The 22,603-nt window shown below is 69.5% G+C and carries 20 protein-coding genes; 3 read left to right on the top strand and 17 right to left on the bottom strand.

Annotation, left to right across the window (positions count from 1 at the left end):
- Positions 1 to 57: 57 nt before the first annotated feature.
- The 10 genes from NQ165_RS00460 to uvrA form a co-directional block, all read right to left on the bottom strand.
- Positions 58 to 411, bottom strand: a complete 354-nt coding sequence (locus tag NQ165_RS00460; protein WP_257530217.1) for an RNA polymerase-binding protein RbpA — start codon at positions 409 to 411, stop codon at positions 58 to 60.
- Position 412: 1 nt separating this feature from the next.
- Complete coding sequence (secG, locus tag NQ165_RS00455; RefSeq protein WP_257530215.1) at positions 413 to 661, bottom strand: preprotein translocase subunit SecG; 249 nt, start codon at positions 659 to 661, stop codon at positions 413 to 415.
- Positions 662 to 775: 114 nt separating this feature from the next.
- Positions 776 to 1,564 (bottom strand): triose-phosphate isomerase, encoded by a 789-nt coding sequence (gene tpiA, locus NQ165_RS00450; protein ID WP_257530213.1) that lies wholly within the window; start codon positions 1,562 to 1,564, stop codon positions 776 to 778.
- Positions 1,555 to 2,769, bottom strand: a complete 1,215-nt coding sequence (locus NQ165_RS00445) for a phosphoglycerate kinase (protein WP_257530211.1) — start codon at positions 2,767 to 2,769, stop codon at positions 1,555 to 1,557. Before NQ165_RS00445 ends, tpiA begins: the two co-directional genes overlap by 10 nt.
- 5 nt (positions 2,770 to 2,774) lie before the next feature.
- Positions 2,775 to 3,779, bottom strand: coding sequence for a type I glyceraldehyde-3-phosphate dehydrogenase (gap, locus tag NQ165_RS00440; protein ID WP_257530209.1), 1,005 nt, complete (start codon positions 3,777 to 3,779; stop codon positions 2,775 to 2,777).
- Positions 3,780 to 3,911: 132 nt separating this feature from the next.
- Entirely contained in the window at positions 3,912 to 4,529 is a 618-nt protein-coding gene (locus NQ165_RS00435; protein WP_257530208.1) for a superoxide dismutase, read from the bottom strand.
- Between the two features lie 124 nt (positions 4,530 to 4,653).
- Positions 4,654 to 5,631, bottom strand: a complete 978-nt coding sequence (whiA, locus tag NQ165_RS00430) for a DNA-binding protein WhiA (protein WP_257530206.1) — start codon at positions 5,629 to 5,631, stop codon at positions 4,654 to 4,656.
- 40 nt (positions 5,632 to 5,671) lie between these two features.
- Positions 5,672 to 6,547, bottom strand: coding sequence for an RNase adapter RapZ (rapZ, locus tag NQ165_RS00425; RefSeq protein ID WP_257530203.1), 876 nt, complete (start codon positions 6,545 to 6,547; stop codon positions 5,672 to 5,674).
- 27 nt (positions 6,548 to 6,574) lie between these two features.
- Positions 6,575 to 8,485, bottom strand: coding sequence for an excinuclease ABC subunit UvrC (uvrC, locus tag NQ165_RS00420; RefSeq protein ID WP_257530201.1), 1,911 nt, complete (start codon positions 8,483 to 8,485; stop codon positions 6,575 to 6,577).
- A 4-nt stretch (positions 8,486 to 8,489) separates the two neighbouring features.
- Positions 8,490 to 11,390, bottom strand: coding sequence for an excinuclease ABC subunit UvrA (uvrA, locus tag NQ165_RS00415; protein WP_257530199.1), 2,901 nt, complete (start codon positions 11,388 to 11,390; stop codon positions 8,490 to 8,492).
- Between the two features lie 152 nt (positions 11,391 to 11,542).
- Here uvrA and NQ165_RS00410 point away from each other — a divergent pair, with 152 nt between their 5' ends.
- Positions 11,543 to 13,696: a catalase gene (locus NQ165_RS00410; RefSeq protein WP_257530197.1), complete on the top strand. Its 2,154-nt coding sequence runs from the start codon at positions 11,543 to 11,545 to the stop codon at positions 13,694 to 13,696.
- 9 nt (positions 13,697 to 13,705) lie between these two features.
- Here NQ165_RS00410 and NQ165_RS00405 read toward each other — a convergent pair whose 3' ends face one another.
- Positions 13,706 to 14,149: a MarR family winged helix-turn-helix transcriptional regulator gene (locus tag NQ165_RS00405; RefSeq protein ID WP_257530196.1), complete on the bottom strand. Its 444-nt coding sequence runs from the start codon at positions 14,147 to 14,149 to the stop codon at positions 13,706 to 13,708.
- Between the two features lie 32 nt (positions 14,150 to 14,181).
- Between NQ165_RS00405 and NQ165_RS00400 the strand changes: the two genes are divergently transcribed.
- Positions 14,182 to 14,424 (top strand): hypothetical protein, encoded by a 243-nt coding sequence (locus tag NQ165_RS00400; RefSeq protein WP_257530194.1) that lies wholly within the window; start codon positions 14,182 to 14,184, stop codon positions 14,422 to 14,424.
- 1 nt (position 14,425) lies between these two features.
- Here NQ165_RS00400 and NQ165_RS00395 read toward each other — a convergent pair whose 3' ends face one another.
- Together NQ165_RS00395 and uvrB are read right to left on the bottom strand one after the other, a co-directional pair.
- Positions 14,426 to 14,848, bottom strand: a complete 423-nt coding sequence (locus tag NQ165_RS00395) for a VOC family protein (protein WP_257530192.1) — start codon at positions 14,846 to 14,848, stop codon at positions 14,426 to 14,428.
- A gap of 13 nt (positions 14,849 to 14,861) precedes the next feature.
- The gene (gene uvrB / locus NQ165_RS00390; protein ID WP_257530190.1) at positions 14,862 to 16,943 is read right to left on the bottom strand and encodes an excinuclease ABC subunit UvrB; all 2,082 of its coding nucleotides are present in this window, start codon (positions 16,941 to 16,943) and stop codon (positions 14,862 to 14,864) included.
- Positions 16,944 to 17,079: 136 nt separating this feature from the next.
- Here uvrB and NQ165_RS00385 point away from each other — a divergent pair, with 136 nt between their 5' ends.
- A complete protein-coding gene (locus NQ165_RS00385) occupies positions 17,080 to 17,460 on the top strand; it encodes a response regulator transcription factor (protein ID WP_257530188.1) in 381 nt (126 codons plus the stop codon).
- Here NQ165_RS00385 and NQ165_RS00380 read toward each other — a convergent pair.
- From NQ165_RS00380 to rpsA, 4 genes are all read right to left on the bottom strand, one after another.
- Positions 17,457 to 18,614, bottom strand: a complete 1,158-nt coding sequence (locus tag NQ165_RS00380; protein WP_257530185.1) for a hypothetical protein — start codon at positions 18,612 to 18,614, stop codon at positions 17,457 to 17,459. The two genes, NQ165_RS00385 and NQ165_RS00380, sit on opposite strands and share 4 nt — an antisense overlap.
- Positions 18,614 to 20,326 carry a cell wall metabolism sensor histidine kinase WalK gene (locus NQ165_RS00375; RefSeq protein WP_257530183.1) on the bottom strand — a complete coding sequence of 571 codons (1,713 nt, stop codon included), beginning with the start codon at positions 20,324 to 20,326 and terminating at the stop codon, positions 18,614 to 18,616. The genes NQ165_RS00380 and NQ165_RS00375 overlap by 1 nt, the downstream gene beginning before the upstream one ends.
- A gap of 9 nt (positions 20,327 to 20,335) precedes the next feature.
- On the bottom strand, positions 20,336 to 20,989 hold the full coding sequence (gene coaE, locus NQ165_RS00370) for a dephospho-CoA kinase (protein ID WP_257530181.1): 654 nt from the start codon (positions 20,987 to 20,989) through the stop codon (positions 20,336 to 20,338).
- A gap of 92 nt (positions 20,990 to 21,081) precedes the next feature.
- Positions 21,082 to 22,530: a 30S ribosomal protein S1 gene (rpsA, locus tag NQ165_RS00365; protein ID WP_257530179.1), complete on the bottom strand. Its 1,449-nt coding sequence runs from the start codon at positions 22,528 to 22,530 to the stop codon at positions 21,082 to 21,084.
- Positions 22,531 to 22,603 lie beyond the last annotated feature (73 nt).

The following is a 22,603-nucleotide window of genomic DNA, read 5'->3' as shown; positions in this document are numbered from 1 at the left end:
GCGTTCCGGCGCCCGCAGGTCAGTCAGCGGCGCCGGGCTTTCCGGCGCCCGCAGATATCAGAGGCCGCGGCGCTCGCGCAGCTGCGTGAGGGCGTCCTCGAGGAGGGACTCGGCCTCTTCCTCGGTGCGACGCTCCTTCACATACGCGAGGTGCGTCTTGTACGGCTCCGGCTTGGCCAGCGCCGGGGGGTTCTCCTTGTCGCGACCGGCGGGAAGGCCGGAGTGCGGGGAGTCGATCGTCTCGGGGATCTCCTCATCGGAGATGCCGGCGGCGAAGTAGCGCACCGTCTCGTTGCCGAGGGCGTCCCAGTACGAGATCGCGACGCGGTCGGCGTGGAAGCCGTGGTCCTGCTCGCCCATGGGGCCTGCGCCCACCCTCGTGCCGCGGATCGCGTTTCCACCTGTAGCCATGTCAGATTCCCTGGAACTTGGTGATCAGGCCCAGGGCCACGATCGAGACGAACCACGCAAGGGCGAGGATGACGGTGAAGCGGTTGAGGTTGCGCTCGGCCAGGCCGGACGATCCCATCGCCGACGTCATGCCGCCGCCGAACATGTCGGACAGGCCGCCGCCGCGCCCCTTGTGGAGAAGGATGAGCAGGGTCAGCAGCAGGCTGGTGATGCCGAGCATCACCTGCATGACGAACTCGAGAATGGGCACTGTCGTGTAAGCCTTTCGCTGTGGTCACTGCCGGACCGCACAAGGGTCGAGTATACCGGGCGGGAGCCGCGCGGCGGGTTCAGCGGCCGGTGTGGCCGCTGAACCCGCGCACGGTCAGACTCCGACGTGCTTCTGGTAGCGGATGATCGCGGCGAACTCGTCGACCAGCAGGCTTGCACCGCCGACCAGGGCACCGTCGACATCGGGCTCGCGCATGAAGCTGGCGATGTTGCTCGACTTCACCGAGCCGCCGTAGAGCACGCGCGTGCGCTCGGCCGCCTCGGCGCCGAGCTTCGCCGCCACCACGTCACGGAGCTTCGCGCAGACATCCTGCGCCTGCTCGGGCGTGGCCGCCTGGCCGGAGCCGATGGCCCAGACCGGCTCGTAGGCCACGACGATGTCGGCATCCGCCGCCACCGACTCCAGGGCGACCTCAAGCTGGCCGACGGGCACGGCGCTGGCGCCGTGCGTCTCCAGGTCCTCGGCGGTCTCGCCGACGCAGATCACCGGCACGAGGCCGTGCCGCAGCGCCGCCTGCACCTTCGAGGCCACGACCTCATCGGTCTCGGCGTGATACTGACGCCGCTCCGAGTGACCGATGATGACGTACCGGCAGTCGAGCTTCGACAGGAACGCGCCGGAGATCTCCCCCGTGTACGCGCCCGCATCGTGCGCCGACAGGTCCTGCGCGCCCAGGGCGAACTCGATCTTGTCGGCATCCAGCAGCGTCTGCACGGCGCGCAGATCGGTGAACGGCGGGAAGACCGCCACCTCGACGCTGGCGCTGTCGTGCTTGGCATCCTTGAGCGTCCACGCGAGCTTCTGGACGAACGCGATCGCCTGCAGGTGATCGAGGTTCATCTTCCAGTTGCCGGCGATGAGCGGGGTGCGGTTCACTGCCATCCGAGGACCTCCAGTCCGGGCAGGCGCTTGCCTTCGAGGAACTCCAGGCTCGCGCCGCCACCGGTGGAGATGTGACCGAACTGGTCATCCGAGAATCCGAGCTGACGCACGGCCGCAGCCGAGTCGCCGCCGCCGACGACCGACAGGCCGTCGACCTCGGTGAGAGCCTGCGCGACGGCCTTCGTACCGGCGGCGAACGCCGGCATCTCGAACACGCCCATGGGGCCGTTCCAGAAGACCGTCTTGCTGCTGCGGATCGCATCGGCGAAGAGCCCTGCGGTCTTCGGCCCGATGTCCAGACCCATCCCGTCGGCTCCGAACGCGGTGTCCTCCAGTGCGTCGACGTCGGCCACCACGTGGTCGGCGTCGGCAGCGAAGGATGCCGCCATGACGGCGTCGACGGGCAGCACGATCTCCACGCCACGCTCGGTCGCGTCGGCGAGGTAGCCGCGCACGGTCTCCAGCTGGTCCTCTTCGAGCAGGCTCTTGCCCACCTTGTGGCCCTGCGCGGCGAGGAAGGTGTACATCATGCCGCCGCCGATGCAGAGCTTCTGCACGCGGGGCAGCAGGTGCGCGATGACGCCCAGCTTGTCGCTGACCTTCGATCCCCCCAGCACGACCGTGTACGGCCGCTCGGGCTTCTCGGTCAGACGGTCGAGGACATCGACCTCCTTCTCGATGAGGTAGCCCGCCGCGGACGGCAGGATCTGGGCGAGGTCGTAGACCGAAGCCTGCTTGCGGTGCACGACCCCGAAGCCGTCGGAGACGAGCACGTCGCCGAGCTCCGCCAGCTGCTCGGCGAAGGCGCGGCGCTCGGCCTCGTCCTTGGCCGTCTCACCGGGGTTGAACCGCAGGTTCTCGATCACCGCGACGTCGCCGTCCTCCAGCGCGGCCACGGCCTCCTTCGCCGAGTCGCCCACGGTGTCCCGCGCGAAGGCGACCGGCTTGCCGAGCAGTTCCGACAGCCGCTGGGCCACGGGGGCCAGGCTGTACTTCTCCTCGGGGGCGCCGGCGGGCCGGCCCAGGTGCGAGCACGCGATGACGCGCGCTCCCTGGTTGATGAGTTCGTTCAGCGTGGGAAGCGCGGCCCGCACGCGGCCATCGTCCGTGATGACGCCGTCCCCCAGGGGGACGTTGAAATCAGCACGGACGATGACACGCTTGCCGGCCAGCGAACCCAGCGAGTCGAGGGTGCGCAGGGCCATGGCCGTCAGAGCTTGCTTGCGACGAGCTCGGTGAGGTCGACGAGGCGGTTGGAGTAGCCCCACTCGTTGTCGTACCAGCCGACGATCTTGACCTGGTTGCCCATCACGCGGATGAGGCCGGCGTCGAAGATGCACGAGTGCGGGTCGGTGACGATGTCGCTCGAGACGATGTCGTCCTCGGTGTACTTGAGGATGCCCTTGAGCGGACCCTCGGCAGCAGCCTTGAACGCGGCCTTGATCTCGTCGACCGTGATGCCGTCACGCGTCTGGACGGTCAGGTCGGTGGCGGAGCCGGTGGGAACCGGCACGCGCAGCGCGAAGCCGTCGAGCTTGCCCTTGAGCTCGGGCAGCACCAGGCCGATGGCCTTGGCGGCACCGGTCGAGGTCGGCACGATGTTCAGGGCCGCGGCGCGAGCGCGACGCAGGTCCTTGTGGGGGCCGTCCTGCAGGTTCTGGTCGGCGGTGTAGGCGTGAACCGTGGTCATCAGGCCGCGCTCGATGCCGAAGTGGTCGTTGAACACCTTCGCCATGGGGGCGAGGCAGTTCGTGGTGCACGACGCGTTGGAGATGATGTGGTGGTTCTCGGGGTCGTAGTCGCCCTCGTTCACACCGATGACGAAGGTCGCGTCCTCACCGGTGGCCGGAGCGGAGATGAGGACCTTCTTGGCGCCGCCGGCGATGTGCTTGCGGGCGTCCTCGGCCTTGGTGAAGCGGCCCGTGGACTCGATGACGATGTCCACGCCCAGCTCGCCCCAGGGGAGGTTCGCGGGGTCGCGCTCTTCGAAGACCTTGATCTTCTTGTCGCCGACCGTGATCGAGTCCGCGTCGTACGTCACGTCGGCGTCGAGGCGGCCGAGGATCGAGTCGTACTTGAGCAGATGCGCAAGCGTCTTGTTGTCGGTGAGGTCGTTCACCGCCACGATGTCGAGGTCCGCACCCTGCGCGAGTGCGGCGCGAAGGTAGTTGCGTCCGATGCGGCCGAAGCCGTTGATGCCGATTTTGACAGACACGATGTCTCCCGGTTTCCGTCGCGCCGGCGACGCCTGCTCGGCGTTCCAGACACGCGATCTCTTTGACAGAAGAGGATGCCGGAATCCACCCGTTTCCGAGGAGGATTCAGGCATCCTCACCTGAGTTTGACCCTACAGCAGACCGGCCGTCTTCTCACGGGCCGTGCTAAACCGGTCCGCCACATTCGCCCAGTTCGCGATGTTCCAGAACGCCTTGACGTAGTCGGCGCGCACGTTCTGGTAATCGAGGTAGTACGCGTGCTCCCAGACGTCCAGCAGCAGCAGCGGGACGGTGCCTGCGGCGAACTGCGACTGCTGGTCGAAGAACTGCTGGATGATCAGGTTCTGGCCCACGGAGTCCCAGAAGAGTCCTGCCCAGCCCGAGCCCTGCACGCCGAGCGCGGCGGCGGAGAAGTGCGCCTGGAACTTGTCGAACGAGCCGAAGTGGTCGTCGATCGCGGAGGCGAGGTCGCCGACCGGCTTGTCTCCCCCGTCCGGCGACAGGTTGGTCCAGAAGATCGAGTGGTTGACGTGGCCACCGAGGTTGAACGCGAGGTCCTTCTCGAGCTTGTTGACGTTGGCGAAGTTGCCGGTGTCGCGGGCCTCGGCGAGCTGCTCGAGGGCGGTGTTCGCACCGGTCACATAGGCCTGGTGGTGCTTGTCGTGGTGAAGCTGCATGATCTTGCCGCTGATGCTGGGCTCCAGCGCGGCGTAGTCGTACGGCAGCTCGGGCAGGGTGTATTTCGCCATGTTCGCTTCTTCCTGTCGGCGCCGAACCGAAGTCCTCGGAGCGGCGAGGGGACGGAGTTCATCCTAGTGAGCGACAACACGGCGCGCCCCGGGTTGCTTCCCCGGGGACGGGCATGTAACCGAGTCAGTCTTCGTCGCCGACGGGCACGGCTGACTCGGTGTCGGGGATGCCCTCGACTTCGGCCTTCTTGTCGGCCATCGCCAGCAGGCGCCGGATGCGGCCGGCGACGGCATCCTTGGTCAGCTGCGGCTCGGCGTGATGCCCCAGCTCATCCAGGCTCGCGTCACGGTGGGCCAGGCGCAGCTCGCCGGCCTGACGCAGGTGCGGGGGCACCTCGTCGCCGAGGATCTCCAGCGCGCGCTCCACGCGGGCGCAGGCGGCGACGGCGGCCTGCGCCGAGCGGCGCAGGTTGGCGTCGTCGAAGTTGACCAGGCGGTTCACCCCTGCGCGCACCTCGCGGCGCTGGCGCAGCTGCTCCCACTCGGCGGCGGTGCGCACGGCCCCCATCTCCGCGAGCGTGGCGCGGATGGCCTCACCGTCGCGCACGACGACGCGGGGAACGCCTCGCACCTCGCGCGCCTTCGCCGCGATCCCGAGCCGGTGGGCGGCGCCGACGAGCGCCATCGCGGCCTCGCCCGACGGGCAGGCGATCTCGAGGGCGGCGGAGCGGCCGGGGTCGCTCAGGCTGCCGGCGGCCAGGAACGCCCCACGCCAGACGGCGGCGAGATCGGGGCGGGCGCCGGTGGTGAGCTTGTTGGGAAGGCCTCGCACCGGGCGGCGCCGCTGGTCGAGCAGACCGGTCTGGCGCGCGAGGGTCTCGCCACCGTCGATCACCCGCACGGCGTAGTGGCCGCCGGCACGGCCGCCGGATGCCTGCACGTGGGCGAGCTCGGGGCGGACGCCGTAGATCTCCATGAGGTCGCGGGCCACGCGGCGCGCGAGGCCGTCGGATTCCAGTTCCGCCTCCACGGCGACGCGTCCGGCGATGGAGTGCAGACCGCCCGAGAACCGCAGCAGCGCCGTCAGCTCGGCGACGCGCGCGGTGGGGCGCGGGTCGCGGATGGCGGCCAACTCGGCCTTCACGTCAGCGGTCAGGGGCACGGGATTCCTTCCGGAGGGGCGCAGGGGACGATCGTCCAGTTTACTCCCGGCCGAGGTCCCGATGCTTCACGCGCACGGCCACCCCCGGCAGCGCCGAGAGCCGGCGGGCGAGTTCCTCCGCTGTCGCCACCGACCGGTGCTTCCCCCCGGTGCATCCGACCGCGATGGTCGAGTGAGGCTTGTTCTCCCGCTGGTAGCCCGCCAGCACCGGCTGGAGGGCGGCGACGTAGGCGTCGAGGAACTCCTGTGCGCCCTCTTGCGAGAACACGAAGTCGCGCACGGCCTGGTCTTTGCCGCTGAGGGACTTGAGTTCCTCCACCCAGAACGGGTTGGGGAGGAACCGCATGTCCGCGACGAGATCGGCGTCGGTGGGCAGTCCGTACTTGAACCCGAAGCTCATCACCGTCAGCGTGTGGCGGCTGGAGCCCTCCGTCGCGAACAGGTCCACGATGCGCGTGGCGAGCTGGTGGATGTTGTTGTTCGAGGTGTCGACGATGACGTCGGCGCTCTCGCGCACACCCTCCAGCCGCTTGCGCTCGCGATGGATGCCGTCCAGCAGCGTGCCCTCGCCCTGCAGCGGGTGCGGGCGCCGAACGGATTCGAAGCGGCGCACCAGCACGTCGTCCGAGGCGTCGAGGAACAGCACCCGCAGGTGGCGGCCGTCGCGCAGCGACTGCGTGATGCGCGGCAGCTCGGAGAAGAGGTCCCGCCCGCGCACGTCGACGACTGCGGCCACCTTCGGCAGCGAGCCGCCCGCGAGTTCGCTCAAGTCCAGCAGCGGACGCAGCATCTGCGGCGGCAGGTTGTCCACCACGTACCAGCCGAGGTCTTCCAGCGCGTTCGCGGCCGTCGTGCGTCCCGCGCCGGACATGCCCGTCACGATGAGGACTTCGCCGGCGTCCTGCGTGCCCACCATCAACGTTCCCCTATCGTCGGGACCAGCCTACCGACGCGCCAGGTGCTCGTGGACCGTCGTCGCGAGCTTGGGGCCGATGCCGGGGAGCTCGGCGATCTGCTCGGGGGTCGCCTGGCTCAGCGCGGCGACGGAGCCGAAGTGGCGCAGCAGCGCCTTGATGCGCGTCTCCCCCAGCCCGGGGACCTCGCTCAGCACGCTCTGGATGTCGCGGCGGCGGCGCTTGCGCTGGTGGGTGATGGCGAAGCGGTGCGCCTCGTCGCGCAGGCGCTGCAGCAGATACAGCGCCTCCGACGTGCGCGGCAGGATGACGGGGTACTCCTCGCCCGGCAGCCACACCTCCTCGAGCCTCTTGGCGATGCCGCACAGCGCGATCTCCTCGTGTCCGGCATCGGCCAGCGCGCGGGCGGCGGCTTCGACCTGCGGCTTTCCGCCGTCGACGACCAGCAGCTGCGGAGGGTAGGCGAAGCGCGGCTTCTTGCGCGCGGGCGCCACCACTTCGCCGTCGTCGGTGGGTGCCGGATCGGGCTCGTCCTGTTCCTCCGGCCGGTCGAGATACGCCACGCGCCGCGTGATGACCTGGTGGATCGAGTCGGTGTCGTCGGTCGTCTCGGGAACACCGAACGTGCGGTACTGGTCCTTGCGCGGCAGGCCGTCCTCGAAGACGACCATCGAGGCGACGACGTTCGTCCCGCTCAGGTGCGACACGTCGTAGCACTCGATGCGCAACGGCGCTTGGGAGAGGCCCAGCGCCTCCTGCAGGTCGTTCAGCGCCTGGCTGCGCGCCACGTAGTCACTCGTGCGCCGGGTCTTGAAGAGCATCAGCGCCTGCTGCGCGTTGAGGGTCGCGGTGCGCATCAGGTCGGCCTTGCGACCGCGCTGCGCGACCTGGATGGTCACGCGCTTGCCGCGCCGCGAGCACAGCCACTCCTCGAGGTCGGCACTGGCGTCGGGCAGCACGGGCACGAGCACCTGGCGGGGGATGTCCGCCGGGGCGGCATCGCCGTACGTCCGCTGCAGCACCTGGTCGACGAGGTCCGCGCCGGAGATGTCGATCTCCTTCTCGATGGTGGTCGCCCGGACGCCCCGCACGCGCCCGCCGCGCACGACGAAGTGCTGGACGGTGGCCGCCAGTTCGTCTTCGGCGATGCCGAAGAGGTCGGCGTCGGTGTCGTCGGCGAGCACCAGGGCGCTCTTGCCCAGCACCGCCTCGATGGCCTGCAGCTTGTCGCGGTACATCGCGGCGCTCTCGTAGTCCAGTGCCGCGGCGGACTCCTTCATGCGCGCCGTGAGTTCCCGCGCGAAGCGCTGGTCTCCCCCGGACATGAACGCCACGAAGTCGTCGACCATCGCCCGGTGCTCTTCGATCGTCACCTTCATCGAGCACGGGCCCCCACATCGGCCGATCTGACCGGGGAAGCAGGGACGCCCGGTCGCCATCGCCTTCTTGTAGGACGCATCGGAGCAGGTGCGGATCGGGAACACCTTGATCATGAGGTCGATGGTGTCGTGCACGGCCCATACCTTCGGGTACGGACCGAAGTACTTCGCTCCCGGAATGCGCCGGTTGCGGGTGACGATCACGCGCGGCGCCTCGTCCGCCAGCGTGACGGCCAGGAACGGATAGGACTTGTCGTCGCGGTAGCGCACGTTGAAGGGCGGATCGAACTCCTTGATCCACATGTACTCCAGCTGCAGCGAGTCCACGTCGCTGGCGACCACCGTCCACTCCACGGATGCCGCGGTGGTCACCATGCGCCGCGTGCGCTCGTGCAGCGTGTGCAGCGGCGCGAAGTAGTTCGACAGCCGCGCGCGCAGGTTCTTCGCCTTGCCGACGTACAGCACGCGCCCGTCCGCGTCGCGGAAGCGGTACACCCCGGGGTTGGTCGGAATCTCCCCCGGCTTCGGCTTGTAGGGGAGCGTGGGAGCGGAGCGCGGCATCCGCTCAGCCCGCCTTGCGGACCGCCTGCGCGTCGCCGAGCACCTCGGCCAGGAACGCGCCGGTGTGGCTGCCGGCGGTGCGGGCCACCTTCTCGGGCGTGCCGGTGGCGACGATCTGCCCGCCCCCTGACCCGCCTTCCGGGCCGAGGTCGATGACCCAGTCCGCCGACTTGATCACGTCGAGGTTGTGCTCGATGACGATGACGGTGTTGCCCTTGTCGACGAGACCGCCCAGCACCTCCAGCAGGCGGGCCACGTCTTCGAAGTGCAGACCGGTGGTCGGCTCGTCGAGCACGTAGACGCTGCGCCCGTTGGAGCGGCGCTGCAGCTCGGTCGCGAGCTTCACGCGCTGCGCCTCGCCACCCGAGAGGGTCGTCGCCGACTGTCCCAGCCGCACGTAGCCCAGGCCCACGTCCACGAGCGTCTTGAGGTAGCGGTGGATCGCCTGGATGGGCTCGAAGAACTCCGCAGCCTCCGAGATGGGCATCTCCAGCACCTCGGCGATGTTCTTGCCCTTGTAGTGCACGGCCAGGGTGTCGCGGTTGTACCGCTTTCCGTGACAGACCTCGCAGTCGACGTAGACGTCGGGAAGGAAGTTCATCTCGATCTTGATCGTGCCGTCACCCGAGCACGCCTCGCAGCGGCCGCCCTTGACGTTGAAGCTGAAGCGGCCGGGCTGGTAGCCGCGCACCTTCGCCTCGGGGGTCTCGCTGAACAGCGTGCGGATGCGGTCGAACACGCCGGTGTAGGTGGCCGGGTTCGAGCGGGGGGTGCGGCCGATCGGGGCCTGGTCGACGTGGACCACCTTGTCGAGGTTGTCGAGCCCGGTGACGCGCGTGTGCTTGCCGGCGACGCGGCGCGCGCCGTTGAGCCGGGTGGCGAGCACCTCGTACAGGATGCCGTTGACGAGCGTGGACTTGCCCGAGCCGCTGACGCCGGTGACCGCCGTCAGCACGCCGAGCGGGAACTCCGCCGTGACGTTCTTGAGGTTGTTCTCGCGCGCACCGACCACGGTCAGCATGCGCTTCTTGTCGATGGGGCGACGCTTGGCCGGGGTCGGGATGGAGCGACGCCCCGACAGGTACTCACCGGTGAGCGAGTTGCGGTCCTCCAGCAGGGACGCCAGCGGTCCGGAGTGCACGACGTGCCCCCCGTCGACGCCGGCGCGGGGTCCGATGTCGACCACCCAGTCGGCGGCGTGGATCGTCTCCTCGTCGTGTTCGACGACGATGAGGGTGTTTCCGAGGCTCTTCAGCTTGAGCAGGGTCTCGATGAGCCGACGGTTGTCGCGCTGGTGCAGCCCGATGGACGGCTCGTCGAGCACGTAGAGCACCCCGGTGAGGCCGGAGCCGATCTGGGTCGCGAGCCGGATGCGCTGGGCTTCTCCGCCGGAGAGGGATCCGGCGGCACGGCTGAGGGTGAGGTAGTTGAGGCCCACCTGCACGAGGAAGTCCAGACGTGCGCGGATCTCGCGCAGCACGGCGGCGGCGATCCGGGCCTCACGGTCGGTCAGTTCGAGCTGCGCGAAGTACTCCTGCGCCTCGGCAAGGCTCAGCCGGGAGGCGTCGGCGATGGAGTGGCCGTGAACGAGCACGGCGAGCACCTCGGGCTTCAGCCGGTCGCCGTTGCAGACCTGGCAGGGGACTTCGCGCAGGTACTCCGACCAGCGCTGGCGCTGGCTGTCGGATTCGGCCTGGGCGTACTGCCGCTCGATGTACGGCACGACGCCTTCGAACCCCGACGCGTAGCGCATCTCGCGCCCGTAGCGGTTCTTCCACTTGACGGTGACCTGGTAGTTCTCCCCGCGCAGCACCGCGTCCTTGATGTCCTGCGGCAGCTTTCGCCACGGCGTGTCCAGCGAGAACTTGAGGTCCCTCGCCAGACCCTCGAGGAGCCGCTCGTAGTACTGGTACAGGCCCTTGCCCTGGGTCGTCCACGGGATCAGCACGCCTTCGCTGATGGAGAGATCCTCGTCGCCGATCATGAGGTCGACGTCGACCGACATCTTGGTGCCGAGCCCCGAGCAGGCCGGGCAGGCGCCGAAGGGCGCGTTGAACGAGAACGTGCGCGGCTCGATTTCGGTGAGCTGGATCGGGTGGCCGTTCGGGCAGGCGAGCTTCTCGGAGAACGACTGCCAGGCGTCGTCTCCTTCTTCGTCGACGAAGTTGACCTGCATGATCCCGCCGGCCAGCCCCAGAGCGGTCTCGACCGAGTCGGTCACGCGGCTGAGGATGTCGGGGCCGGCCACCAGCCGGTCGACCACCACGGCGATGTCGTGCTTGTAGCTCTTCTTGAGCTTGGGGGCCTCCGCCAGCTGCACGAGGTCACCGTCGACGACGGCGCGCGCGTAGCCCTTCGCGCTCAGCTCCTTGAACAGGTCGGCGAATTCGCCCTTCTTCTGCGAGACGACGGGAGCCACCACCTGATACCGCGTGCCGTCGGGCAGCTCCATGAGCTGGTCGGCGATCTGCTGCACCGTCTGACGCTGGATGCGCTCACCGCACTCGGGGCAGTGCGGCACGCCGATGCGCGCCCAGAGCAGGCGCATGTAGTCGTGGATCTCGGTGATGGTGCCCACGGTCGACCGTGGGTTGCGGTTGGTCGACTTCTGGTCGATCGAGACGGCAGGGCTCAGCCCTTCGATGAAATCGACGTCGGGCCGGTCGACCTGACCGAGGAACTGGCGGGCGTACGAGCTCAACGACTCGACGTAGCGGCGCTGGCCCTCGGCGAAGATGGTGTCGAACGCCAGACTCGACTTTCCCGACCCCGACAGACCGGTGAAGACCACGAGCGAGTCGCGCGGAATGTCGAGGTCGACGTTCTTCAGGTTGTGTACGCGGGCACCGCGAACGCTGAGCGTTCCGCGGGAGTTTCCGGGCGCGGGGACAGAGACGATGGGCACTCCTCAAGTCTAGGCGGGGCCTCGGACACCGGCTCGGAGAAGCCTGCGAGACCGCCCTGTAGGGCACCTCCGCCGCCCGCGTCAACAGCCTCCCGCCGGTGTGCCCGCCACCGTAGCGTGGCACGACCACGCCCCGACGATGGAGGACAGACATGCCCCAGGACGACCTGACCGCCCCCGACGACATCGTGATCCCCGGCGCCCCGGCTCCTGTGCCTCCGTCGCTCGCGGAACCCACCGAGCCCGTGGACCCGCTGCCGCCCCAGCCCGATCAGGCCGGCCCCGAGACGGTCTCCCCCACCGGCGCCGAGACCGGTCTTCCGGCGGCGACCGTCGCCCAGCAGGGCAGCCGCCTCACGACCGCCCAGGGCGTGCGGCTGCGCGACACCGACCACTCGCTGAAGGCCGGTCCGCGCGGACCGGTGCTGCTGCAGGACCACCATCTGCGCGAGAAGATCACGCACTTCGACCATGAGCGCATCCCCGAGCGGGCCGTGCACGCTCGCGGCGCGGCCGCCCACGGCGTGTTCCGCTCCAACGGCGCTGCGGCGTCGGTCACCCGCGCGCACTTCCTGCAGCCGGGCGTCACCACACGCGTGTTCACCCGGTTCTCCACCGTGCTCGGCTCGCGCGGCTCGGCCGACACCGTGCGCGACACCCGTGGCTTCTCGACGAAGTTCTACACCGAGGAGGGCGTCTACGACCTGGTGGGCAACAACATCCCCGTCTTCTTCATCCAGGACGCGATCAAGTTCCCCGACGTGATCCACGCCGGAAAGCCCCACCCCGACCGAGAGATCCCGCAGGCGCAGTCCGCGCACGACACGTTCTGGGACTTCGTCTCGTTGCACACCGAGGCCCAGAACCACACGATGTGGAACATGTCCGATCGCGGCATCCCGCGCTCGTACCGCATGATGCAGGGCTTCGGCGTGCACACGTTCCGCATGGTCAACGCGCAGGGCGACACGTCGCTGGTGAAGTTCCACTGGCGCCCCAAGCTCGGCACCCACGCACTCACCTGGGAGGAGGCGCAGCTGGCGGCAGGCAAGGACCCCGACTTCCACCGGCGCGACCTCGCCGACGCCATCGAGTCCGGCGCATTCCCGGAGTGGGACCTCGCGCTGCAGGTCATGCCGGACACGGTCGACGAGACCTTCGAGGGCATCGACCTGCTCGACCCGACGAAGATCGTGCCCGAGGAGCTCGCCCCGTTGCAGGTGGTGGGCACCATGACCCTCAACGCGAATCCGACGAACTACTTCGCCGAGACCGAGCAGGTCGCGTTCCACCCCGGTCACCTCGTGCCGGGGATCGACGTGACCAACGACCCGCTGCTGCAGGGCCGGCTGTTCTCCTACCTCGACACCCAGATCAGTCGTCTGGGCGGGCCGAACTTCGCCCAGCTGCCGATCAACCGGCCCCACGCCGACGTCAACGACATGCTGCGCGACGGCATGCACCAGACGGCGGTGCATTCCGGGGTCGCGCCGTACAAGCCCAACTCGCTCGACGGCGGCTGCCCGTTCCACGCCGGTGCCGACGAGGCGGCGTTCACCGACCTGCCCGTGCGGGTCGCCGAGTCCGTGAAGGAGCGCGCGCAGCCGGCCGGCTTCGACGACCACTACTCGCAGGCGCGGCTGTTCTACCGGTCGCTCACGCCCATCGAGCAGCTGCACGTCGCCGAGGCGTACGCGTTCGAGCTGGCAAAGTGCTACGAGCAGGCGATCAAGGAGCGTCAGCTGCAGGCGCTGGCGAACATCGACGCCGACCTGTGCGCCACGGTCGCCGACGCGCTGGGGCTGCCCGCGCCGGCTCCCACGGTGGAGGTCCCGGATGCCCCGGTGAGCCCCGCGCTGGCGATGGTCGGCGACACCTGGCCGATCGACGGCCGCATCGTCGGGCTGTTCGCCGACGAGCAGACCGATCCGGGCGCACTGGCCCGTGCCCGTGCCGCCGTGCACGCAGCGGGGGCTCTCCCCCTCGTCGTCGCACCCCGGGGCGGCATGCTCGGCGGCATCCCGGTGCAGCGCACCGCGCACACCGCCGCGAGCATCGAGTTCGATGCGGTGGTCGCCCTGACCGCCGCGGCCGATCCGCGCACGGCGCGGCTGTTCGACGAGGCGTTCCGCCATGGCAAGGCGATCGGCGCGACTTCGGCGGCCGAGGCCGTCCTCAGTGGCGCCCGCATCCCCGCCGACGCCCCCGGCGTCGTGGTCGGCACGCCCGAGGAGGTCGTCGCCGCGGTGCTCGACCTGCTCCCCGCCCACCGGGTGTGGGAGCGCTGGCAGGCGCCGCTGCGCTGACCCCGGCGCTCAGGCTCGCCCCGTCGCCGTCGCGGTGAACGGGGCGAGCCCGTCTCGCACGGCCGCGACCTGGGCGGCATCCATCCCCACCCGCGCCATGATCTGCTCGGGGACGCGGCGCGCCTCCGCACGCAGCGCCCGGCCCTCCGGCGTGAGGGTGATGTCGAGCACCCGCTCGTCGTCGCGGCGGCGCGTGCGCGTGACCCGCCCGTGGGCCTCCAGTCGCTTGATGATGGGCGACAGCGTCGCCGGCTCCATCGCCAACTGCTCGGCCAGCTCGCCGAGCGACTGCGGATCGCGTTCCCACAGCGCCAGCAGCACCAGGTACTGGGGATGCGTGAGACCCAGCGACTCGAGCACCGGGCGGTAGATCGCCACCACATTGCGCGCCGCGGTCACGATGGCGAAGCAGAGCTGATTCTCCAGCTTGAGCACGTCGTCGTCAGCATCCATGCCCTGCAGTCTACTTATCCGTTAGTACACTAATGATCATGACGCGAAACGATCCGGACCGCCCTCCCCTGCGCGAGCGCGTGCGAGCGGCCGGCGGGTGGTACGCGTATCTCAACACGCGCCTCATCAAGGTGGCCGGTCCCGCCTCGGTCGGACCGTACGACGTCGAGCCCGAGCCCTCCCGCGTGGAGCGCGCCTGCCCACTGTGCGGCAAGCCGATGTCGCAGCACACCTTCGACCGCAGCGGGCCGAAGCCGCTGATGACCTGCCCCTGACTCAGCGCAGGCGCACCGAACCATCGGGGTCCAGCGGCCAGCCGGGATTGACCGCCACCTCCCACGGGTGTCCGTCGACGTCCACGAAGACTCCCGAGTAGCCGCCCCACTCGGTCTCAGCCGCCGGTCGCGCGATGCGGGCGCCGGCCTGCTGCGCTGCGCTCAGGACAGCGTCGACCTCCGTGCGCGACTCCACATTGTGGGCGAGGGTCACTCCGCCCCAGCCGCCGTTGTCGGCCATGCCGGAGTCCGCCGCCAGGGCTGCCCGTGACCACAGTGCCATGACCATGCCGCCGGCCTGGAAGAAGGCGATGTCGCCGGGAACCGAGCGACGGTGCGGTTCCCAGCCGAGCGCACGATAGAACGCGATCGCCCGATCCAGGTCCGAGACCCCGAGGGTGATCAGCGACACCCGCTGCTGCATGGCCTCTCCCGTCTCACGCGTGGCCGGCGCGCTCCATGGCGCGCAGTTCCTTCTTGAGGTCCTGCACCTCGTCGCGCAGCCGCGCCGCGAGTTCGAACTTCAGCTCGCCGGCTGCGGCGAGCATCTGGTTCGACAGGTCTTCGATCGTCGCCTCCAGCTGGTTGGCTCCCTCCGCGGCGATGCCCACGCGGCGCAGCTGCGGCGTGGGGCTCTTGCCCTTGCCGCTCTTGAGCGGGCCGGAGCGCTTCTTGGACAGCAGCTCCTGCGTGTCCGAGGCCTCGCGGTTGAGAGCGTCGGTGATGTCGGCGATGCGCTTGCGAAGCGGCTGCGGGTCGACGCCGTGGGCGACGTTGTAGGCGATCTGCTTCTCGCGGCGGCGCTCGGTCTCGTCGATGGCCTTGCGCATCGAGTCGGTCATGTTGTCGGCGTACATGTGCACCTCGCCCGACACGTTGCGCGCCGCGCGACCGATCGTCTGAATGAGCGACGTGCCCGAGCGCAGGAACCCCTCCTTGTCGGCATCCAGGATCGCCACGAGCGACACCTCGGGCAGGTCGAGGCCCTCCCGCAGCAGGTTGATGCCGACCAGCACGTCGTACACGCCGGCGCGCAGTTCGCTGAGCAGCTCCACACGCCGCAGCGTGTCGACGTCGGAGTGCAGATACCGCACCCGCACCCCATGCTCGCCGAGGAAGTCGGTGAGCTCCTCGGCCATCTTCTTCGTGAGCGTCGTCACGAGCACGCGCTCGTCGCGGCCGACCCGCACGCGGATCTGCTCGAGAAGGTCGTCGATCTGCCCCTTCGACGGCTTCACCACGATCTGCGGGTCGACCAGGCCGGTCGGACGGATGATCTGCTCCACGACGCCGTCGGCGATGCCCATCTCGTAGCGGCCGGGGGTCGCCGAGAGGTACACGGTCTGGCCGACGCGCTCCTTGAACTCATCCCACCGCAGCGGGCGGTTGTCCAGCGCGCTGGGGAGGCGGAAGCCGTGGTCGACGAGTGTGCGCTTGCGGGACGCGTCGCCCTCGTACATGGCGCCGATCTGCGGCACCGTGACATGCGACTCGTCGATGACCATGAGGAAGTCGTCGGGGAAGAAGTCCAGCAGGGTGTGCGGCGGCTCCCCCGGCATGCGGCCGTCGAGGTGACGCGAGTAGTTCTCGATGCCCGAGCAGAACCCGAGCTGCTGCAGCATCTCGATGTCGAACGTCGTGCGCATGCGCAGCCGCTGTGCCTCGAGCAGCTTCCCCTGACCCTCGAGTTCCTTCAGCCGTTCGGCCAGTTCGTGCTCGATGGTGCCGATGGCCCGTTGCACCGTGTCGGTGCCCGCCACGTAATGGGACGCCGGGAAGATCGGCACGCTGTCCATGCGGTTGATCACATCGCCCGTCAGGGGATGCAGCATGTACAGCGCTTCGATCTCGTCACCGAACATCTCGATGCGGATCGCGAACTCCTCGTAGACGGGGATGATCTCGATGGTGTCGCCCCGCACACGGAAGTTGCCGCGTGAGAAGTCGACGTCGTTGCGGTTGTACTGCATCGCGATCAGCTTGCGGATGAGGGCGTCGCGGTCGTACCGCTCCCCCACCTGCAGCGCCACCATCGCCCGCAGGTACTCCTCGGGCGAGCCCAGGCCGTAGATGCAGGACACGGTCGACACCACCACTACATCGCGCCGGCTCAGCAGTGAGTTGGTCGTGGAGTGTCGCAGCCGCTCGACCTCGGCGTTGATGGACGAGTCCTTCTCGATGAAGGTGTCGGTCTGCGGAACGTACGCCTCGGGCTGGTAGTAGTCGTAGTAGCTGACGAAGTACTCGACCGCGTTGTTCGGCATGAGCTCGCGGAACTCGTTGGCCAGCTGCGCCGCGAGCGTCTTGTTGTGGGCGAGCACGAGAGTGGGCCGTTGCACCTTCTCGATGAGCCACGCGGTCGTCGCCGACTTGCCGGTGCCCGTGGCTCCGAGCAGCACGACATCGGTCTCGCCGGCGTTGATGCGGGCGGCGAGCTGCTCGATGGCCTGGGGCTGGTCGCCGCTGGGCGTGTATTCGCTGACGACCTCGAAAGGCCGGACGGCACGAGTGGTCTGCATCCTCCCAGCGTAGGCCGCACCGTCGACACGCGGCGGGGCGTTCGCCCGCGGCATACCGGCGGCGGCACGCCGGTGGGCTCACAGCGCGGGCGATGGGGCGCCGGTCCCGTACGATGGCGGCGGAAGCGAGGCAGATGTGAACCGTACGGCGGTCGTCCTGGAGGACGAGGAAGACATCCGCGCGCTCATCACGACGGTGCTCAGCGGCGCCGGATACGAGGTGTACGGCACCGCCAACGGTCTGGATGCCGTCGACCTCGTGGCCGCCCACAACCCTGTCCTGACCACGCTGGACGTCAATGTCCCCGGGATCGACGGATTCGAGGCGGCCCGCCGCATCCGCGAGGTCAGCGACACCTACGTGATCATGATCTCCGCGTTCGTCGAGGCCGCCGATGCCGAGCGGGGACGGCTCGCCGGCGCGGACGAGTACCTCGGCAAGCCCTTCCGCCCGCGCGAGCTGCGGGCGCGCCTGGAGATGGTGCCCGACCGTCGCCGGCGGCCGGAGCAGGGCTAGGCGCTCGGCTCGGCCACGAGCACGGCGGACGCTGAGCTCGACGCCGCGCGCAGCGACGCGACACGCGCCTCCTCCAGGAGCGCACCGGCATCGTGCGCGCGTGAGGACCCGACGGCGATCCCGATGCCCAGCGAAGGCAGCACGCCGCCGCTGACCGAGTTCAGTGCGTCGAACAGCTCGCGGTACACCGCCATGCCCACTCGCCGCGCCTCGCCCGAGGAGCGGACGGTGGTGATGACGGCCAGGCGGCCCTCGCCGTCCTCTCCCACGATCGCCAGCGGGGGCACCGCCCGCAGCACGGCGGCGCGTCCCGCAGCGACGAGCTCATCGGCCAGCTCGATGCCGAAGGCCGTGGCGATGTAGTCGAGCTCGGCCGTGCGGATCACGAGCACGGCGGGGAGGTCGTCCTGAGGCCGCGACGCCTGCACTATGTGCTGGAGCGCGGTCACGACGTCTCCGCGGGAACGGACGCCGAACATCGCTCCGTCCGACGCGGCGGCCCAGCCGCGCAGCTGAGCGCGGTCGGTGCGCAGCACCGACATGGCGACCACGGCCGTGATGGTGAGGACCACCGTCAGTCCGGACGCCGTCGTGGTGCCGAACCAGACGCTGAACAGCTCGCTGTCGGGGCCGCTCGTGGAGAAAACCACGATCCGCACGAAGTAGAACGCCCCCTGCAGCGCGAACACCACGGTGAGCGGGATGGCGTTGGGAGCCCGGCGCATCGCGCCGGAGCGGGTCGCGACCGCGCCGGCGATGCCGAAGCCGCACAGCGGCACGAACATCCACAGCGCGCCGGCCCAGCCCCCGATATCGGGACCCTCCACCACGACGGCGACCGACGCCGCCACGGACGCAGCCGCCACGATCCATCCGGGCAGCCGCATGCTCTGGTCGTTGTACCTGCGACACCCCAGCCAAAGCAGGCCCGCGGATGCCACCATCGTCCCGTTGCCCGCGGCAACGGCCCACCACGCGCCCGGATCGGCCGCCCACGCGAGGTACAGCAGCGTCGTCGCGCCCCCACCGAGGAACCCGAGCGCCCACAGCCTCCCCGTCGGGTCTTCGCGACGCAGGAACGTCTCGATGATGAACAGCAGAGCGCAGACGAGCACGACCAGCGCCGTGACGGCCGCGAGAGTGTCGCCGCCCATCAGCGCACTGCCTCCCTGTCTGCGCCGAGCGACTCCTCGACCGCCGATCCCGGCTTGACGGCCGGGATCGAGACGGTGAACGTCGAGCCGACTCCGAGCGTGCTGTGCACGGAGATGTCCCCGCCGAGGCGGCGGACGATGTCTCGGCTGATCGACAGCCCCAAGCCGCTGCCCACCACACTGGACCGGCGGACGGCTGTGCCGCGGTAGAACCTCTGGAAGATGTTGGAGAGATCCTCCTCATCCAGTCCCACGCCGGTGTCCTCCACGAGGATGAGGGTCTTGCGTCCGCGGGTCGCGGTCACCAATGACACCCGGCCGCCTTCCCTGTTGTACTTGATCGCGTTCGCGAGCAGGTTGTCCACGACCTGACGCAGCCGCAGCGGGTCGGCGTAAGCGCGCGCCGGCAGCGCCCGGGACAGGTCGATGGTGACGTTGCGGCTGCCGCCGCCGGTGACGAACGACTGGGCGGAGGCCTTCACGATCTCGAACACGTCGACGTCCTCGGGCTCCATCGGCAGCGCCACCGTTGCCGCGCGACTCGACGCCGCCAGCACGTCCGCCACGAGCGCGAGCAGCCGGTCGGCGTTGCGGTCGGCGATCTCGAGGCTCGATGCCGCGGCGGGGGGCAGCCCGGGCTCGTCGAGGGCGAGCTCGATGTGGCCGATGATCGACGTCAGCGGCGTGCGCAGCTCATGCGACACCGACGACACCAGGGTGTCGCGTTCCTGCATCGCCGACATCTCGGCGGTCACGTCCCGCGAGACCAGCACCGCACCACCGTCGGCGGCATTCGCCGCCGGAAGGCGACGCACGGTGATGCTGAGCGCCCGCCGCTCGCCCTGCTCCGACTCGACCCACAGCCGCTCGTCGGAGAACTCCTCCCCGGCCAGCGCGCGTGCGAGCGGCCATCGGTCGGGCGGCAGCGGGGTCGCGCCGTCGGCCCGATAGACCGACGGCGGCGGCCCCTGCCGCTCGGGCAGGAGCTCATGCAGGTGAGAGTGCGCGCCGCCGGTGATGGCGGTGGCGCCGTCGCGGTCGATGCGCACCACCTCGAAGTCGACGGTGTCGAAGATCTCGGAGAGCATCTGCTCCTGCCGGCGTGAGCGCTCGAGCGCCTGCGCCAGCACCTCCGCCTGCCGCCGCAGCAGCCGCCGCTGGGCACCCGCGCGTCGCGCCCCGGCGTATGCCGTCGCGCCGACGGCCACGAGGATCACGGGGAACAGGAGCGTCGTGAAGCGCGGCGCCGGGTCGGGGCCGAGCACCACGGAGACGACATAGCACGCCATGGTCAGGCCGAGACCGCCGATGAATCCGGGGAGGGCGAACGCAGAGGACAGCCACAGGACGGGGAACGCCCACAGCAGGCCGGTTCCGGCTTCCGGGTCGGCGAGCCGCATCAGCAGGATCGCCACGATGTCGCCCAGCGGGATCAGCGCCGCCCACCCCGAGGGGATCCGATGCCAGGGGACCGCCATCGCGACGGCGGTCAGTACGAAGACGAGGATGACTCCGGCGAGGTAGACACCCGCGTCGCGGAAGACATCCCCGGCGAAGCGCAGCAGCGTGAGCGCCAGGATGACACCGGCCAGCAGCACCTGGTTCAGCGCGATCGAGCGCGACCGTGTGTGGTCAGCGGCGGGGATCTCGGGAAGGGTGGGCCAGGGCGTGCGGCGGCGCTCGCCCTCGGGTCGGGGCGCAGAAGACTGCATAGAACGACGCTACCGCGACTCGCCGTCGCCGCCGTGCGTGCCGGTGTCAGCGTGCGCCTCGCCGCCGTCGCCGGCCAGGCGGCGCCACAGGTCGTCGGTCTGCGCGCGGGTGTCGGCCAGGGTGCCGGTGGTGTCGATCACGACATCCGCGATCGCGAGGCGGCGCGCGTCGGGCACCTGGGCCGCCAGGCGCGCCTGCGCGTCGGCCTCGTTCATCCCGCGCAATTCCACCAGGCGCCGCACGCGCACATCCGCGGGCGCGTGCGCGACGACGATGAGGTCCCACGGGTCGTCGGCGCGCGCATCCACCAGCAGCGGCACGTCGTAGACGACCACCGCAGCCGGGTCGGCCTCCCGGGCTGCGGCGAACCTGCGGGCCGACTCCTGGCGCACGGCGGGGTGCACGATGGCGTTGAGCCGGGCCAGCGCCTCGTCGTCCCCGAACACGAGGGATGCCAGCCGCGCGCGATTGAGCGAGCCGTCGGCACCCAGCACATCGGGGCCGAACTGCGCGGCGATCTCGTCGAGCACCGGCGAACCGGGGGTCTGCACGTCACGGACGATGCGATCGGCATCCACCACGATCGCGCCGTGTTCGGCGAGCCGCTGGGCGATCGTGGATTTCCCCGACGCGATTCCCCCGGTGAGCGCGATGAGAGGCATGGGTTCGAGCATGCCAGATCGGCGGCGCCGGTGCCGGGTGCGGAAACGACGAAGGGCCGCCACTGCGAACAGTGACGGCCCTCCGAAACGGATCAGCGACCCGAGAGCTTCTCCCGCAGAGCGGCGAGAGCCTCGTCGTCGGCCAGCGTGCCGGCAGAACCGCTGTCGGACGAGTACGTGCCCGCACCCGCGTCGACGCCGGCTGCAGCCTCGGCCTCGAGGGCCTTGGCGACGGCGGCCTTGTGAGCCTCCCAGCGGCCCTGGGCGGCGGCGTACTCGGCCTCCCAGGCCAGACGCTGCTCGTCGAAGCCTTCCTTCCACTGGTTGGTCTCGGCGTCGAAGCCCTCGGGGTACTTGTACTCCCCGTTCTCGTCGTACTCCGTGACCATGCCGTAGAGGGCGGGGTCGAACTCGGTGCCGTTCGGGTCGACCGACTCGTTGGCCTGCTTGAGCGACAGCGAGATGCGGCGACGCTCGAGGTCGATGTCGATGATCTTCACGAAGACCTCTTCACCGACCGAGACGACCTGCTCGGCGAGCTCGACGTGCTTGCCCGACAGCTCGGAGATGTGCACGAGGCCCTCGATGCCGTCGGCGACGCGGACGAACGCACCGAACGGAACCAGCTTGGTGACCTTGCCCGGAGCGACCTGACCGATCGCGTGGGTGCGGGCGAAGACCTGCCAGGGGTCCTCCTGCGTCGCCTTGAGCGACAGCGAGACGCGCTCGCGGTCCAGGTCCACCTCGAGGATCTCGACGGTGACTTCCTGGCCCACCTCGACGACCTCGGAGGCGTGCTCGATGTGCTTCCACGACAGCTCGGAGACGTGCACCAGACCGTCGACGCCGCCGAGGTCGACGAACGCGCCGAAGTTGACGATCGACGAGACCGTGCCCTTGCGGACCTGGCCCTTGTGCAGGTTGTTGAGGAACGTGGTGCGCGACTCGGACTGCGTCTGCTCGAGCAGGGCGCGGCGCGACAGCACGACGTTGTTGCGGTTCTTGTCCAGCTCGAGGATCTTGGCCTCGATCTCCTGGCCCAGGTACGGGGTCAGGTCGCGGACGCGGCGCAGCTCGATGAGCGATGCCGGCAGGAAGCCGCGCAGGCCGATGTCGACGATCAGGCCGCCCTTGACGACCTCGATCACCTGACCGGTGACGACGCCGTCGCTCTCCTTGATCTTCTCCACATCGCCCCAGGCGCGCTCGTACTGGGCGCGCTTCTTGGACAGGATGAGGCGGCCTTCCTTGTCCTCCTTCTGGAGAACCAGGGCCTCGACCTCGTCGCCGACCTTGACGACCTCGTTGGGGTCGACGTCGTGCTTGATCGAAAGCTCGCGCGAGGGGATGACACCCTCGGTCTTGTAGCCGACGTCGAGGAGGACCTCGTCGCGGTCGATCTTCACCACGGTGCCTTCGATGAGGTCGCCGTCGTTGAAGAACTTCAGAGTCTTCTCGACCGCGGCCAGGAAGTCCTCGGCAGATCCGATGTCGTTGATCGCGACCTGCTTGGTGGCCGGGGCGGTCGTTGCGGTAGTCATGTAGTGGGTTGTCCTTGTGGGTTTGGGTATCGGGCCTCGCATCGTCTTCGGACCGAACGCGCGGGCGCGGGCG

Origin of the sequence: Microbacterium sp. zg.Y1084 (assembly GCF_024623595.1) — a bacterium.
Classification (GTDB): Bacteria; Actinomycetota; Actinomycetes; order Actinomycetales; family Microbacteriaceae; genus Microbacterium; species Microbacterium wangruii.
This window is presented reverse-complemented; position numbering and strand designations above follow the sequence as displayed.